Genomic DNA, 16,153 nt, shown 5'->3' with positions numbered 1-16,153 from the left:
GATCAGCGTTCTGCGGAGTCTTCCTCTGCGCCCATGCCCCTTCAGCGTTGCGGAGATCGATACGAAGCCGCCGAAGACCGGCGCGTTGGAGCGCTTGTTCGGGCTCGACCGCTCCGAGAAAGTGCGGGAATACATCGCGGATTGCCGGTGATCTCCATTCCGGTCCCTGGGAGTGGAACAGATGGCGGCATTGGCCCACACGGAGGTATCAGCTCTTCCAGTCGAGTGGCACACTCCACACAGGATGTCCCGATCGGAGATCGGGCATTCAACGATGCATTGGGAAGGGTCGTGCCTTGTCGATTTCCGTGCGTGGCGATGTCGATCCCGGCCTAAGTCCGCGGTCTGCGGTGACGGCGATTCGATGAAGGACCCGTGCTCCGCTTCCGGGCCGGCAGCGCCCGACGGCTCGATGCAGTTCCCCTTGGCCTCCAACCAGGAGGCGCTGTGGTTCGTCGACGAGCGAGCGGGCGGCAGCAGGGCCAACCACGTGAGCCGTGCGGTCGAGATCGCCGAGCCGCTCGACGTCGGTGCATTCCGTCGCTGCTGGGAACGGTTGGTTGCGCGGCACGAAGCCCTCCGAACCCGCTTCGGCGTCCAGCGTGGTGTTCCGCACCAGGAGGTGCTGCCCGAGCGCGCCCTCGACTTCGAGCACCGTGACGTGAGCGGGCAGACCGTGCAAGCGGTGCGCGAAGCGCTCCATGCCGAGGCCGACCGGCGGTTCGACCCGACCTCCGACCCCTTGCTGCGAGTCCGGGTCCACAGTCTCCACCCCAGGCAGCACTGGGTCCTCATCTCGTTGCACGCCCTCGTAGCTGATTTCCGGTCGCTCGCACTGCTGTTGGCCGAGTTCGGTGAGCTCTACCGAGCCGAGTGCGAGGGACGACCGCCCGCTCTTCCCGGCCTGACCGCCCGCTACGCGGACTTCGTCGCCGACCAGCGGTCCTCGCTGGAGGGCGAGGCGGCCACCGCGCATCTCGAAATGTGGGCCGACAAGTTCACTCCACCGCCGCCGCCGCTGGAAATACCACCAGATCACCCGCGCCCGGCCGTGCAGACCGAGAACGGTGCCGACGCCCGCCTCGTGCTCCCGGCTTCCCTGAGCTCGGCCGTCATCCGTTTCGCCGGGGCCCGCGGAGTCACGACGGACGTCTTCCTGACCACGGCGTTCCAGCTGCTCCTGCACCGCTGCACGGGGCAGGACCGGATCGTGGTCGGTGTTCCGGCAACTTGCCACGACCGCGCCGAGTTCGCGCCACTGGTGGGCTGCTTCGTCAACCCGGTGGCGATCGATCTCGACCTCACTGGCGACCCCACGTTCGCGGAAGTACTGGCTCGGGGAAAGCAGGCCGCCGACGACGCGTTGCACGGCCGCCTCGTTCCGTTCTCCCGTGTCGTCGAACGTGTCGCCCCGCGCCGCGAAGCGAGCCGTTCGCCGATCTTCCAGGTCATGCACGTCCACCTGCGGCCCCCGCCAGGCACGCCGTCCGGACTGGCTCTGCTCGCCCTCGGAGACGACGGCGCGCAGGTCGAGGTCGGCGGCTTGACGCTCCGATCGCTGCCGCTGATCGACTCCGGCTCGCAGTTCGAGCTGCGGCTCATGACGACCGAAGGACCTGACGGACTGAGGTTCTGCCTGCGGTACAACACCGATCTCTTCGACCGGGCGACCGCCAAGGCCATGCTGCGGAACCTGGAGGAACTCGTCTCGGACGTCATCGCCGAACCCGCGCGCCCGCTTTCGCAGTCCCCGCGGACCACGGCACTGGAGCGGAGCGCGATAGCCGCGTGGAACGGGACAGCTCGCGACCACGACGACGAATCGTGGGTACACGAGGCGTTCCACACCAGGTCCCGGGAACGTCCTGACGACATCGCCCTCCGCGCTGCCGGGCGGTCGGTCTCCTACCGCGATCTCGCCCGCAGGGTGCACGGGCTGGCGCACTTCCTGCGGGAACGCGGCATCGGACCGGGCTCGATCGTCGGCGTCGCGGTCGAGCGGTCGCCCGAGCTCGTGGTGGCCCTGCTCGGCACGCTGTCGGCCGGCGCCGCCTACCTCCCGCTCGACCCGGACTACCCGGTCGAGCGGATCGAGTTCATGATCGAGGACGCCCGGCCGTCGATCGTGCTGACCCAATCCCACCTTCGAGCCCGGATTCCCGACGCGGTGGCGCACGTGGTCGCGCTCGACGACCCGCCCGAAGACCTGACCGAACGGGACGAACCGGTCGCGGCCGCGGTGGGCGACGACACCCCCGCCTACGTGATCTACACCTCGGGATCGACCGGCCTCCCCAAGGGAGTGCTGGTCACGCACGCCGCCCTGCGGAATCGGATCGCCTGGATGCAGGACACCTTCTCGTTGACGCCGCAGGACCGGGTGCTGCAGAAAACCCCTTCCAGCTTCGACGTGTCGGTGTGGGAATTCTTCTGGCCGATGGCGGTCGGCGCACGTCTCGTCCTGGCCGAACCGAGCGGTCACCGGGACGTGGCGTACCTCGCCGAGGTCATCCGCGCCGAAGGGATCACCACGATCCACTTCGTCCCGTCCGTGCTGCGGCTCTTCCTCGCCGAGCCGGGGGTGGCGGAATGCGGCTGCCTGCGACGGATGTTCTGCAGCGGTGAGGCCCTGCCCCTGGACCTCGTCGAGGGGGTGTTGGGGAAGCTGTCCTGCGAGCTGCACAACCTCTACGGCCCGACCGAGGCCACTGTGGACGTGACTTGGTGGCCGTGCCGCTCCGGGGATGACGCGGTGCCGATCGGCTTCCCGGTCGACAACACCAGCATCCACCTGCTGGACCCTGCGGGACGGCAGGTGCCGATCGGCGCGGTCGGAGAGATCCACATCGGCGGCGTGCAGGTGGCGGCCGGGTATCTGAACCGACCGGCGCTGACCGCCGAGCGCTTCGTGCCCGACCCGTTCTCGGCCGCCCCGGCGCGGCTCTACCGGACCGGGGACCTCGGGCGACGCCGCCACGACGGTGCCGTGGAGTACCTCGGGCGGCTCGACCACCAGGTGAAGATCCACGGCAATCGGATCGAGATCGGTGAGATCGAGACCCGGCTGTCCGCCCACCCCGCGGTGCGCGACGCCGTGGTGACCGTGGGCAGGCAGGCGGGCACGCCGTTCCTGGAGGCCCACGTGGTTCCGATCGGCGGCGCCCACCCCGAGCCGGGCGAGCTGATCTCCCACCTGCGTCGCCGGCTGCCGGCCTTCATGATCCCCAGCCGGGTCCGGTTGCTCCAGCAGCTTCCGCTCACCCCCAGTGGCAAAGCCGATCGCGTGGCCCTCGCAGCGGCCGCAGCCGGATCGGGCTCGGGCGACGGTGTGCGGCGGTCGCCGCGGACTCCCGCGGAGCGCACGCTCGTCCGCATCGCCGCCGAGGTGCTCGCGATCCCGGAGGCCGACGTCGACGACAACTTCTTCGCGCTCGGCGGGAACTCGATGGCTGCGCTTCGACTTCGCGCCGTCCTCCAGGAGGCGGGACTCGACGTCTCGGTGCTCGACGTGCTGCGCTCCCCTACTTTCGAAGCACTCGCGCGCGCCTCGCGGCCGGTGGCCGATCGGCCCATCCGCACCGCGCCGTTCTCGCTGCTCGCTCCGGCCGATCGGGAGAACCTCCCGGACGGGCTCGAGGACGCCTATCCCCTGGCCGGTGCCCAGGCAGAGCTCCTCGATCACGATCCGGCCGGTGCGGACCGCAAGCGCTGCGCTGCGGCCTTCCACTTCGGCGGCGAGTTCTCCGAACCGGCCATGAGGGAAGCGCTCGACGCACTCGGCGAACGTCACCCGCTGCTTCGAATGTCCCTGGTGACAACCGGTTTCAGCGAGCCGCTCCAATTCGTCCACCGGACGGCGTCGGTGCCGCTGCGCACGCACGACCTCGCGTCGGTCGCACCGGAGAGCCAGGTCGATGACCGGTCACGGTTCCAGGCGGACGTCCGCGTGGAACCCGGCTCGTTCCACCTCGTGCTCAGTCACCCGTTGATCGACCGCTGGAGCATGGGCCTGCTGATCGCGGAGCTCATGTCCGACTACGAGGCCCTCCGGGCCGGCGAGCGCCCGGCGCGCCGCGGGCCGTTGCCACTGGGCTACGGCGATTTCGTCCGGGCTGAGCGAGAAGCGGCACGCTCACCGGAGGAGCAGCGCTTCTGGCGCGGCTACCTCGCCGATCACGAGCCCCGCGCACTTCCCCGCTGGCCGTCACGGCAGGACGAGCGCCCGACCCGGCATCTCCGCACCGAGGTGCCCGTCCCCGCCGCGATTCTCGACGGTCTCGTTCGGCTCGCCCGCGCCGCGGGCACCCCGCTGCGCACCGTGCTGCTCGCCGCTCATCTGAAGGTGGTGGGCATGCTCGGCGGCCGCACGGACGCCATGACCGGTGTCGCCACGACCGGTCGTCCCGAACACGTCGGCGGCGACCAGATCGCCGCCTGGTTCCGCAACATCGTGCCGTTGCGCGTCGAGCTCACCGGCAGGAGCTGGGTCGACCTGGCTCGTCGGGTCTTCGAGGCCGAGCAGGAGATCGTGCCGCACCGGCGCTATCCGTTCGCGGAGATCGTCCGGGCGCGCGGTGGAACGGCGCCCTTCGAGACCGCCTTCGACTACGTCGACTTCGGAGTTCACGAAGCGCTCGGCGGACTCGCCGATGTCGAACTGCTCGACTGTCAGCACACGGCGGACCCGATCGACTTGCCGCTCACCGCGAACTTTCACCTCGACACCGGGACCTCGGAACTGACGTGCTTCCTCGATGCCGACGACGGCGTGCTCGACCCCAAGCAGGTGAAGCTCATCGCCGCGTACTACTCGCGCGCACTGGCCGCGATGGCCACCGCACCCGATTCGACGACCGCCGTCGATCTCCGACCGGACGAGGAACGAGCCGTGATCGACGTCCGCAACGCCACCGAGCGGGAATGGCCCGCGACGTGGTCGGTCGGGGTCCACCGCAGGGTGGCCGAGCACGCCCACCGGGCCCCGACGGCCGTGGCGGTGCGGTGCGCGGGGCTGGATCTCTCGTACGGGGAGCTCGACGCCCGCGCTGCCGGCCTCGCCTGGCAGCTGCGGTCGAACGGCGTCGCCCCGGGCGATGTCGTGGCCGTGTCGGTCGCGCACTCCACCGACCTTCCCGCCGTTGTGCTCGGCGTGCACCGAGCCGGGGCTGCGTGTCTGCCGTTGGACCGCTCCGCCCTGGTCGGGCAGCTGCGGCATGCGCTCGTCGACTCCGGGGCCTCGGTGATCGTCACCGATCAGGCCGCCACCGAACTGCGCGACTGCGGGGCGGCCGTCATCGACCCGCGGAATGTTCCGGAGGCCGGTGCACCCACAGCCCTGCCGCCGCCCGCCGACCCCGATTCGCTGGCCTACCTCATCTACCCGCCCGGGGCGTTGCACGGTGTGGAGATCACCCATCGTGCGGTCGACAACGCCCTGCACGCTCTCCGGGAAAGGCTGAGCTGGCAGGACGAGGACGAGGTGCTGCTCGCGGTCACGACACCTGTCACCGGCCGCGCGGAGCTGGAACTCTTCCTGCCACTGGTCACGGGAGCCCGCCTGGACCTGGCCACCGGAGCGGAGGCCGACGACCCGACCGCGCTCGCCGAGCTGTTGACCTCGACCGGGGCGACCACGATGCACGCGGATCCGCGCACGTGGCGGATGCTCGTGGACGGTGGGTGGCCCGGAGATCCGGCGCTTCGAATCGTTTGCAGCGGCGACGTCCTGACCGCGGACCTCCGGGCCCGGCTGCGCGGGCTCGGTCGCGTGGTGTGGAACGTCTGCGGACTCGCGGAGACGGCGATCTGGTCGACGGCGGCACGCGTGGAATCCGCGGCCGGACCGTCGCTCGGCTCCCCCCTGGCGAACACGACCTGCCACGTCGTGGGTCCGGACCACCTCCCGGTTCCCGTCGGTGTGCCCGGCGAACTCCTGATCGGCGGGCGCGGTCTGGCCCGGGGATACCGCAACCGCCCCGACCTCACGGCCCGGTCGTTCGTGCCCGCCCCCGGTGCCGTGGCCGACCGCCTCTACCGCACCGGCAACCTCGTCCGCCTCCGGCCCGACGGCGAACTGGAGTTCCTGGGGCACCGCAACGGGCGGGCGGAGAACTGACGCCGGACAGGTGGGTCCTAACCGGACAGTGCTCCGGCCGGATTCGGTGATCTCGGCCGGAGCACTGTCCCGGTAGACGTTCGGGCTTCCCTACAGGGTGTCGATCTGACCGTGGGTGATCTTTCCTTCGAGGAGGGACTGCCAGTACGAGGCGAACCCGTCCACTCGCGTCCAGAACTGGCCGTCCTTCTTGGCGATCAGCTGCGCGGCGGCCTTCAACTTGGCCTCCCCGTTCGGCTTCCCGGCCAATCGTCGGAGGGACGGCCAGAAGTAGAGCAGGTAGAGCACTTCCGGCGCCGCGTCGGGGCCGAACAGGACCGCGGGGTGCTTCTCCTGATCGGCGTACAGCTGGGCGAGCGGCCGCTGCTGCGGTTCGTCGGGCAGCAGGTCCGGCTGCGAGACGTCCAGCAGATAACGCCGACGTTCGATGTAGGCGACGGCGATTCCTTTGCGCACGCAGAAGTTCACGGCCTCGCCGGCCTCGTTCACGATCGGCTCGCCCCGGTCGTTCAGCGACGTGTTGCAGATGATCGGAACGCCGGATTCCCGGTGGAACGCTTGGAGAGCGCCGGCCAGGAAGGGCTCGTCCGCCGCCGACAGCGTCTGTATCCGGGCGCTCCCGTCGATGTGCGCGATGGCCGGTACCAACGTCTGGTACTCGGGCGCGATCAGGAACGTCTCCAGCATGAACGGCGAGGGGCGACCGTCGACGAACCAGTCCGCGACGTGGTCTTCCAGCACGATCGGCGCCACCGGACGCCACCACTGGCGCTGTTTCACCCGGTTCAGCACCCGCTTGGTCTCCATCCGGCGAGGATCTCCGAGCAGGCTGCGATGCCCGAGCGCCCGCGGACCTATCTCCGCGGCACCGTCGACCCAGGCCACCGGATGGCGCTGGATGTCCGCGACGAAGACCTCCTCGTCGAAGTCCTGGACGCCCAGGATACGGCTGTCCCAGCGTTGTTTCGCCGCCGAAGTGCGCAGCCGGTCCTCGCCCGCGTACGGCAGCCGGACGTCCACCTCGCGATCGCTCAGGTCGCCGCGGGCGAAGAAGCCGAGAAGTCCGATGCCCAGTGCCTGGCCGGAGTCGTTCGCGCAGGGTGGTGCCAGCAGCCCGCGGAAGCCGTACGCGCTGACCAGCCTGGAATTGGTGGGGCAGTTGAGCGCGAATCCGCCGGAAAGGGAGAGGAATGCCTCGGTCGGATCGACTCCGCTGCGCTCCAGCAGCATGTCGACGTTGCGCTTCGCGATCGCGATCGACGCCGCCTGGACGATCTTCATCACCGCGCTGGCGATCAGGTCGTCGCGGGTGAAGGGGTGCTCCGCGCTCTCGATTCCCGACCGGATCGCGGCCGTCGCCGCCTCGATGATGTCGCCGACCAGACCCATGCACTTGTCCATCAGCGAATGGCCGCCCCAGTACCGTTCGCCCAGCAGCACATCGAGGTCGTAGTCGACGAAAGCCGGGCTGGCACCGGCCAAGGCCATCAGGGTGCCCGGCTCCATTCCGAAGAGGCGTTGGGAGGCGTGCCAGAGCAGGCCCGGTGACTCCACCGGAGTCAGCTCCACGTTTCCCTCGTGCGCGACCGCACCGGCGTACCAGGTGTCGCCTGCGACGTCGTCCTCGAGGGCGAAGTCGGGGCCGCCGTCCATCGCCAGCGCGATGATCGGCGCGCTGCGGAACGCACGGGCGTCCATGAACAGGCCGGAGAACACGTGCGCCAGGTTGTGCACCGGCAGGCCCTTGCAGTCGAACTCGGGCAACGCCGTGGTGATCTCCAGCCCGGGTGTGCCCCAGATCTCGGTCAGGTCGGCGCGTGTCAACCCCTCCCGCCCGATCAGTTCGTCGATTAATCGCCCGCACGCCTCCGGCCTGTCGTACAGCGGTAACTCGTGGTGCTTCAGCCCGGACAGCCGTTCGACTTCCCAGTACCTGACCAGCGTGATGCGCGTGTCGTCGACGCGCCAGAGCGCGACGTTCTGGTCGTGGCGGTGCGCGGAAAAGGCCAGCAGGCCAGGCGGGCTCAGGTAGGTGGAAACTACGTAGCCGCCCATGGTTCCGTTGGTCATGCTTCTGCCTCCTGGCTCTCTGGATGAACGGTCAGTCGATCTGCGACTCGCCCGTCTCGGCGTCCACCACGTCGATCGCGCCGGTCGGGCAGAGTTCCGCGGCCTCGATCAGACGCGGCTGGGCCGGTAACGCACCGGCCGGTGGGCAGGAACGGTCCTCCTCGTCGAGCTGGAACAAGTCCGGTGCGATCGACGTGCAAGTGCCCGAGCCCACGCAGATGCTCTGATCGATCCGGATCCGCCACTGTGACACCAGTGCCTCCTGTGTTCGCTTTCGTTGATCGTGCTGTCAGATCGGCGTTTCGCCGGTCCTCACGCCTGGGGACTGAGTCCCGCACCGCGAGCGCTACCGCCGCTCACGGAGCAGCGGTGAGCGGCAGGTCCATGTCCGCGAGCAGGACCTCGCGGAGATCGGCCGGTGCTTGCAGGAAGGTGAAGTGGCTGCCGCCCAGCAGCCGGAAGACGGTTCGCCCGCAGTCGCGCCACCCGGTCATCTGGTCCGGCCGGATGTTCACGTCGTCCTTCCAGCCGATGGCGCTGACGCGGCAGGGTAGCCGCACCGCCTCCGCCATCCGGTATTTCGCGTTGGCGTCCACATCGGCGCGCATCACCCGCAGGGACAGCCGCACCAGATCTTCCCGCGGCTCGACACCGCCCAACTCGCGGATCAGCCGCCGGACTTCCTCGGCCAGCTCGACGTCGTCCATTTCCAGGTAGGAGCCGAACGGTCCTTCCTGCGGTGCCACCTGCGAGGAAACGAACACGCAGGTCGGCACGGGCCCGCCGCTGCGCGCCAGCTGCACCGCGATCTCGTACGAGGACAGCGCCGAGCCGCAGTGGCCGAAGAACCCGAACGGCCGGTCCAGGTGCGGTCCGATCGCATCGATGACCTCGGCGGCCAGCTGCTGGTAGGTCTCATGTGGACGTTCCCGGAGCCGGTTCTCCCTGCCGGGCAGCTGGATCGGGCAGATCTCCAGGCCCTCCACCATCGCAGGCCAGTTCCGGTACATGCTGGCCCCGCAGCCGGAATAAGGCAGGCAGAACAGCCGGGCCGCGGCCTCGCTCCCCGGCGGGCGCAGGAACCAGCGCGGTGGCCGGGCTTTCCGGGGCGTTGCGACCGGGACGTCGGCGCTCACCGCGCGGCCCCCCGTTGGTGGCCCGGCCGGGGTTTGCCCACCACCGGCATGCTGGTGATCCCGGCGACGAAGTTCGACGCCACGTGCTCCACCGGGCCGGCCAGTTGGAAGTCCTCGAACGCGGCGAACATCTCCTCGAACAGCACCTGCAGGGTCATCCGCGCGATGGCGAATCCCACGCAGTAGTGCGGACCCGCGCCGAAGCTGAGGTGCCGGTTGGGGTGGCGACGCACGTCGAACAGGTACGGATCGTCGAAGACCTCCTCGTCGCGGTTGGCCGAGCCGTACCAGACGACGACCGCGTCGCCCTCGGCGATCGGCACCCCGCGCAGTTCGGTCGGTCGCGTCGCGTAGCGCAGCACGTGGTTGGCCGGGGAAGCCCAGCGCAACGCCTCCTCCACACCACTTTCCAGCAGTTCCGGGTGCTCCGCCCAGTCGGCGTAGCGACCGGACCGGATCAGCTCGGCCAGCGCGGCCTTCGGCACTTCCGGCACCGTCACGGTGGAGCCGATCAACAGCAGGTAGCAGTTGGCCATCACCGCGCCGCGGCCGAGCGGGGCGCCCTCCACCGTCATCGTGAGCAGGGTGCTGAGGAGGTCCTCGCCGGGCGCCTTCTGCCGCCGGCTCGCGGCGTCCTGGAAGTAGGCGAACAGCTCCCGGTGCGCCCGGTGCTGGGTCGCCGCCGCGCCGGAGGAGAGCTGGTGGACCGGGTCGTCGGGGGCGACCGCCATCTCGGCCAGCTCGGTCAGCCTGGGCCAGTCGGCGGACGGCAGATCCATCAACGTCCCGAACATGACGACCGGTAGGCGGTGCACCGCGACCGCGATGTCGAACGGCTCACCGCCGAGAGCGGGCGCCAGCAGTCTCCGGGCCTCGGCCCGCACCCGTTCGCGGTGCCGGTCCGCCGTGCGGCCGACCAGCAGGCGCTGCAACGGCGCCCGCATCTCGGTGTGGCGCGGCGGGTCGGTGGCCGACAGCTGCTGCCGGCTGGCCGGGTCGGGCTGCCCGAGCAGCGTCAGCAACGTGCCGCCCTCAGAGGTGAAGGTGGCGTGATCGCGCAACACCGCAACGATGTCGTGGTACCGGGTCACGGACCAGAAACCGGATCCCTGCCCGATAGGTTGCCAGCGCACCGGGTCCCGGTGCCGCATCGCGTGCCACACCGCATGCGGGTCGCCGTTGCGGTACAGCGCCGGATCCCGCAGGTCCACCGCGTCGAGGTCGATGGCGTGCGGGTCGGTCGGGTGCGAGTGCCTCATCCTTGCGCTCCCGTCCCGGTTTCCAGCGCCGCGGCCAGCTCGGCGATGCTGGGCTGGAGGAACAGGGTCTGCGCGGAGACCTCGACGCCGGTCGCCGACGCGATGTCGACCAGTAGTTCGGCGGCGGCCAGCGAATGGCCGCCGAGTTCGAAGAAGTCGTCGTCCACGCCGACCGGCCGGACCTTCAGGCGTTCGGCCCACATGTCCGCCAGCCGCCGTTCCAGGTCGGTGCGGGGCGGGATGTACTCGGTCGACAAGTTCTTGTCGGCGCGCGCTACCGCCGGTTCCGTTGCGGGCGCGCCGGATTCGTGCTCCACGTGGGTCATGGCAGCGCCACCTCCCGATCACTCGTGCGAACCCGCACCGGCAGGTGCGTGATCCCGTTGATGAAGTTGGAGTACAGGTGGGTCACCTCGCCCGCCAGCTCGAACCGGTCGCACCGCGCGATCAGTTCTTCGAGCAGCACCGCGAGCGCCACCTGCGCCGCCGGTCCGCCGATGCAGCGGTGCGCGCCGACGCCGAAGGCGAGGTGCGGATTGGGTGTGCGCGCCGGGTCGAAGGCGTACGGGTCGGCGAAGACCTGTTCGTCCCGGTTGGCCGAACCGACCCAGGCGCAGACCAGTTCCCCTTCGTCCAGCCGGACATCGCCGATCTGCACCTCGGTGAGGGTGCGGCGCATCAGGTGGTTGGTCGGCGAGGCCCACCGCAGTGCCTCCTCCACCGCGCTCGGGATGAGGTCCGGATTCGCCCGGAGGGTGCGCCAGGCCTGCGGCTGATCGGCGAATGCGAGCACCATGTGCGAGGCGACCTGCGGTGTCGTCGTGATGGCACCCATCGCGAAGCTGTAGCAGTTGAGCAGCACCTCGTGCTCGTTCATCCGGCGGCCGCCGAAGTCGAGGTCCAGCAGCACCGAGATCAGGTCGTCCCGGCGCTGGCGGCGCCGTTGCCCGATCAGGTCGGAGAACAGGGCCATCAGTTCGTGGTGGGCGTGCCGGAGGGTGTCCTCCTCGGAGCCCGTCGCGTACTCCGGATCCGCCGGCGCGACACCGGCCATCGCCCACCTGACGATGGACGACCAGTGCCGGACGGGGATGCCGATGATCTCGCCGACCCCGGCCATCGGCAGTTGCAGCATCAGCTCGGCGAAATCGACCGGTTCGCCGTGATCGAGATGCCCGTCCAGGATCCGGCGGAGGTGACCGCGCACCCGTTCGCGGCGTTCCCGGACCAGCCGGGTCGCCATGGTGCGCATGGTGGGCAGCCGGACCGACGCGTGGTCGGGCTGATCCATCAGGTTGATCGTCTTACCGCCCGCGCTGTCCCCCCGTGCGACGGCGAGGATCGTGCCGTGCGCCGAGCTGAACCTCCGGTCGTCCATGAGGACCCGGGAAACATCGCGGTAGGTCGTCACCGACCAGAACCTGTCGCCCTCCGGGGTGTGCTGCGCCCACACCGGAGCCGTCGTCCGCAGGGCGTGCCACGACGCGTGCTGTTCGCCGTGCTGGTAACGGCCGGGGTCGTAGAGGTCGATCTTGTCCAGCGGTACCGGCGCGGTCGGCGGCGAGGCGGTCAGTTGCATCGACGTACCTCCGTGTCGATGTCGGGAATCAGGTCACTTGCGTTCTCCATCAGTCACCGCCGCGGTTTTCCGAGCACCGGCATGGACGACAGCCCGTTGACCCAGTTCGACGTCAGGTGCGTGACGGGGCCGGCCAACTCGATCTGTTCGAACTTCGAGACGAGCTCTTCGAACAAGGCCCGCAACGCGATCCGCGACAGCGGCGCGCCGATGCAGTAGTGCGGGCCGATGCCGAACCCGATGTGCTGGTTGGGCGGGCGCTGCGGATCCAGGCGGTAGGGGTCGTCGAACACCGCCTCGTCGCGATGCGCCGAGCCGACCCAGGCGCAGACCCAGTCGCCGGCGGAGATCCGGACGCCGCTGATCTCGGTGTCCCGCAACGCGCGGCGGACCAGGTGGTGCGGTGTGGCGGTCCACCGCACACCTTCCTCCACCACCGCCGTTGTCCGCTCCGGATCCTCGCGCAGCCACTCCCACCACGACGGGTGCTCGATCAGCGCGAGCAGCGTCTGGCCGGCGACGTGCGGCGTGGTGGAGTTGGCGCCGGCCATGAAGCTGTAGCAGTTGAGCAGCACGTCGCCGTCTTCCATCCGCCGCCCGTCGGGCCGCAGCTCCAGCAGCGCGCTGATCAGATCTGTGCCCGGGTGGCGGCGGCGGTGCGCGATCAGCTCGGAGAACCGCGCGAACAGCTCGTGGTGGGCGCGGCGCAGCGTGTGCGCCGTGGTGGGCCCGACGGCGAACGCGGGATCCTCCGGTGAGATCCCGGCCGCGGTCCAGAACGCGATCGGATCCCAGTGCTCCTCCGGGATGCCGATCAGTTCTCCGGTGATCGCCATCGGCAACCTGCGCATCAGGTGGGCGAAGTCCTGCTCGCCGTCGAGGCACGGTTGCACCAGGCGGCGCACCTGCTCCTGGATCCGGTCGGTCCGCCCGCGCAGGACCGAGTGGCTGAACGACCGCATCGACGCGGTGCGCAGCCCGGTGTGCTCGGGTGGATCCATCAGCGAGATGGTCCGCCCGCCCGCGGGGTCACCGGTTTCGATCGAGCCGAGCACCGTGCCCGATGCCGAGCTGAACGTGCGGTGCTCCTTGAGGACGCGTTCGCAGTCCGCGTACCTCGTCACCGACCAGAAACCCGGCTGGCCGGGCCGTTCGTGCCACCAGACCGGTGCCTGGCGGCGAAGGGTCTGCCAGGCCGCGTGCTGGCTGCCGTCGCGGTAACGCTCGGGGGCGTACAGGTCGATCTCGTCGAGCGGAACGGACTCGGCGGAATCGGGTGCGGTGATGCGCATGTGGTCCCCAAGGACTGGTTCGAAATGGCTTACGTGGCGGTGCGGAACCTCGGGCCCCGTCTCGCGGCGGGGCCGTCGGCATCAGGAAGTCGACGCGGCGGTGCTCGCCGCGTCGGACGGGGTGGCGTCGGCTTCGTACTGGGCCGCCAACTCGACCACCGTCGGATGGCTGAAGAACTGGGCGGCGGTGAACCCGACCCCGATCGCGCGGAGCCGTTCGAGCACGGCGACGCTGCGCAGCGAATCCCCGCCCAGGGCGAAGAAGTCGTCCCGCGCCCCGACCTCGTCGAGCTCCAGGGCCTCGGCCCAAGCGGTGGCGATGATCCGTTCGATCTCGCTGCCGGGCGCCACGTACGGCGGAAGTCCCTCCACGGCGGCCCGGCTGGCCCAAGCCGCGGGCAGCGATCGGCGATCCAGCTTCCCGTTGGCGTCCAGCGGCAGCGAATCCAGGACGATGAAGGTGGCCGGGACGGCGTGGCCCGGCAACCGGGCGGCGGTCCAGGCGCGCAGCTCGGAAACGGCGAGATCTGCGCCCGACGAGACGTACGCGGCAAGCCGCTTGTCGCCGTCCAGCCCCGGAACCGCCACCACCGCCGCGGCCGACACGTCCGGTGCGCTCAGCAAGACGTTCTCGATCTCGCCCAGCTCGATGCGGAATCCGCGCACCTTCACCTGCCGGTCGATGCGCCCGTGGAATTCCAGCTCGCCGTCGGGCAGTGCCCGACCGAGGTCGCCGGTGCGGTACATGCGCGCCCCGGGTACGTGGGCGAACGGATCGGGCAGGAAGCGTTCGGCGGTCAGCCCGGGCCTGTCGTGGTAGCCGCGGGAAAGCCCGCTGCCCCCGATGTACAGCTCGCCGATCTCGCCGTGCGGGACCTGTTCGAGCCGTTCGTCGAGGACGTACACCCCCACGCCGTCCAGGCCGCGTCCGAGCGGTACCCGGCTGCCCTGCAGGCCCGGCGACGGCGAGTGCAGCGTGGTGAAGACGGTGGTCTCGGTCGGCCCGTAGGCGGCGTACACCGACGTCGTGGCGGCGGCCGCCGCCACGTGGTCCGGGTTGAGCACGTCGCCGCCGGTCAGCAGGCGCCCGACCGGTTTCAGGGCGGTCAGGTCGAAGTCGGCCAGCAGGTGGAACAGCCCCGTGGTGAGGAACAACCAGTCCGGTTGCAGTTCACGCAGCTGGCGCCCGAGTTCCTCAATGGACACCTGTGCCCCGGGCAGGATCGCGACCTGCGCACCGCGGCACAGCGCGCCCCAGATCTCGAAGACCGATGCGTCGAAGGCCGTCGGCGCGAAGTGCGCCACCGTCTCGCCCTGGCCGACGGCCAGCCGGTCGTCGTTGCTCACCAGCGCGACCACGTTGCGGTGCTCGACCACCACGCCCTTCGGGGTGCCGGTCGAGCCGGAGGTGTAGATGACGTACGCGCACTGCTGCGCGGTCACCGGCACCGGAGCCGGGGCCGACGCCGGGGCCGGCTCGTCGCCGTCCAGGACGATCACCGGCACTCCTTCGGGGTGCGCGAGTTCGACCGAAGAAACGGTGACCAGCGCCTCGACGCCGGAGTCGGCGAGGATGAAGTCGAGGCGCTCCGCCGGGTATTCGGGGTCCAGCGGCACATAGCCGCAGCCCGCCTTCAACACGCCGAGGAATGCCACGATCGCCTCCGCCGAACGAGGAATCGCGACGCCGACCCGGCTCTCCAGCCCTACCCCGCTGCCCCGCAGCACGGTGGCCAACCGGTCGGCTCGTTCGTTGAGCTCGCGGTAGGTCATCGTGTCGTCGGCGTCCCGCACCGCGGGCGCGGACGGCGTAGCGGCCGCCCAGCCCTCCACCAGTTCGTGAATGGTCGGGCCGAGTTGCGGCGATCCGTCGGATGAGCTCATGGGATTACCTCCGGCGTCGTTTCGAGTGGGTTGTTCGGTACGGCATCGGCACGCGTCGACGGAGGCGGTCGCACGTCGGTCATGTCACGCGTCAGCAGGTCGACGAGGGGCGGCGGGCAGCGGGTGAACGCGAAGTGCTCGCCGTCGAGGACCTCGTAGCGGGTCTCGGCGACTTCCTCCCAGCCGCGGCACACCTCCGCAGGCGGGACGACGTCGTCGTCGGTCCAGCCGAGCACCGTCACCGGTGCCGGCAGGAAGCGCGTCGCGTCGTGCAGGTGGGGCCGGTGCAGCTCCAAGTCGACGCGCAGGACCTGGGCGGCCACCTCGACGAAGTCTTCGCGCACCGGCACTCCGAGCTTGTCGAACAACGCGCTGACCTCTGCGCCGAGGTCGGCGGTGGCCAGGTCGACGAAGTTGAGCCTGCCGTACAGCCGCTCGTGCGGTGGGCCCCAACCCGACGCGAAAATCCGTGCGGGCAGCGGCATTCCGCGATCCTGCAGCGCCAGCGTGGTGGACAGCGCCAGCGGTACGCCGCCGCAGTGGCCGAAGAAGGCGAACTCGCGGTCGGCGAAGCGGGCCAGGTACTCCACCAGCGACTCGGTGAACTCGGCGTGGGTGCGCACAGGTGGTTCCCGGAAGCGGTGCTCCCGGCCCGGCGGCTGGAGCGCGCCGAACCAGGCGTCCCCGATCTGATTCGGCCATTGCCGGTACAGGGAGGCGCCACCGCCGGCGTACGGGAAGCCGAACAGCAGGGTCTGCGCGTCCTCGGGCGGCGGCCTCAGCAGCCATGATCCGGGATCCGGCATGGTGATCTCCTC

10 protein-coding genes are annotated in these 16,153 nt (G+C 70.0%); 1 reads left to right on the top strand and 9 read right to left on the bottom strand.

Going from position 1 to position 16,153, the window contains the following annotated elements; translation table 11 throughout:
• The first annotated feature begins 412 nt into the window (after positions 1 to 412).
• Positions 413 to 6,115 (top strand): non-ribosomal peptide synthetase, encoded by a 5,703-nt coding sequence (locus BLW84_RS13575; protein WP_177226447.1) that lies wholly within the window; start codon positions 413 to 415, stop codon positions 6,113 to 6,115.
• Positions 6,116 to 6,205: 90 nt separating this feature from the next.
• Here BLW84_RS13575 and BLW84_RS13570 read toward each other — a convergent pair whose 3' ends face one another.
• From BLW84_RS13570 to BLW84_RS13530, 9 genes are all read right to left on the bottom strand, one after another.
• Positions 6,206 to 8,185, bottom strand: a complete 1,980-nt coding sequence (locus BLW84_RS13570) for a carbamoyltransferase C-terminal domain-containing protein (protein ID WP_093265452.1) — start codon at positions 8,183 to 8,185, stop codon at positions 6,206 to 6,208.
• A 31-nt stretch (positions 8,186 to 8,216) separates the two neighbouring features.
• Entirely contained in the window at positions 8,217 to 8,438 is a 222-nt protein-coding gene (locus BLW84_RS13565; RefSeq protein ID WP_177226446.1) for a ferredoxin, read from the bottom strand.
• Positions 8,439 to 8,541: 103 nt separating this feature from the next.
• Entirely contained in the window at positions 8,542 to 9,321 is a 780-nt protein-coding gene (locus BLW84_RS13560; protein ID WP_245761122.1) for a thioesterase II family protein, read from the bottom strand.
• Complete coding sequence (locus BLW84_RS13555) at positions 9,318 to 10,580, bottom strand: cytochrome P450 (RefSeq protein ID WP_093265448.1); 1,263 nt, start codon at positions 10,578 to 10,580, stop codon at positions 9,318 to 9,320. Before BLW84_RS13555 ends, BLW84_RS13560 begins: the two co-directional genes overlap by 4 nt.
• Positions 10,577 to 10,906: a phosphopantetheine-binding protein gene (locus BLW84_RS13550; RefSeq protein ID WP_093265446.1), complete on the bottom strand. Its 330-nt coding sequence runs from the start codon at positions 10,904 to 10,906 to the stop codon at positions 10,577 to 10,579. The genes BLW84_RS13555 and BLW84_RS13550 overlap by 4 nt, the downstream gene beginning before the upstream one ends.
• Complete coding sequence (locus tag BLW84_RS13545; protein ID WP_093265444.1) at positions 10,903 to 12,159, bottom strand: cytochrome P450; 1,257 nt, start codon at positions 12,157 to 12,159, stop codon at positions 10,903 to 10,905. Before BLW84_RS13545 ends, BLW84_RS13550 begins: the two co-directional genes overlap by 4 nt.
• Positions 12,160 to 12,212: 53 nt before the next feature.
• Positions 12,213 to 13,451, bottom strand: a complete 1,239-nt coding sequence (locus tag BLW84_RS13540) for a cytochrome P450 (RefSeq protein ID WP_093265442.1) — start codon at positions 13,449 to 13,451, stop codon at positions 12,213 to 12,215.
• Between the two features lie 81 nt (positions 13,452 to 13,532).
• Positions 13,533 to 15,335, bottom strand: coding sequence for a non-ribosomal peptide synthetase (locus BLW84_RS13535; protein WP_093265441.1), 1,803 nt, complete (start codon positions 15,333 to 15,335; stop codon positions 13,533 to 13,535).
• On the bottom strand, positions 15,332 to 16,141 hold the full coding sequence (locus tag BLW84_RS13530) for a thioesterase II family protein (RefSeq protein ID WP_093265439.1): 810 nt from the start codon (positions 16,139 to 16,141) through the stop codon (positions 15,332 to 15,334). The genes BLW84_RS13535 and BLW84_RS13530 overlap by 4 nt, the downstream gene beginning before the upstream one ends.
• Between the last annotated feature and the right edge of the window lie 12 nt (positions 16,142 to 16,153).

The sequence above is a fragment of the Saccharopolyspora shandongensis genome, assembly GCF_900106995.1.
Taxonomy (GTDB): domain Bacteria; phylum Actinomycetota; class Actinomycetes; order Mycobacteriales; family Pseudonocardiaceae; genus Saccharopolyspora; species Saccharopolyspora shandongensis.
This window is presented reverse-complemented; position numbering and strand designations above follow the sequence as displayed.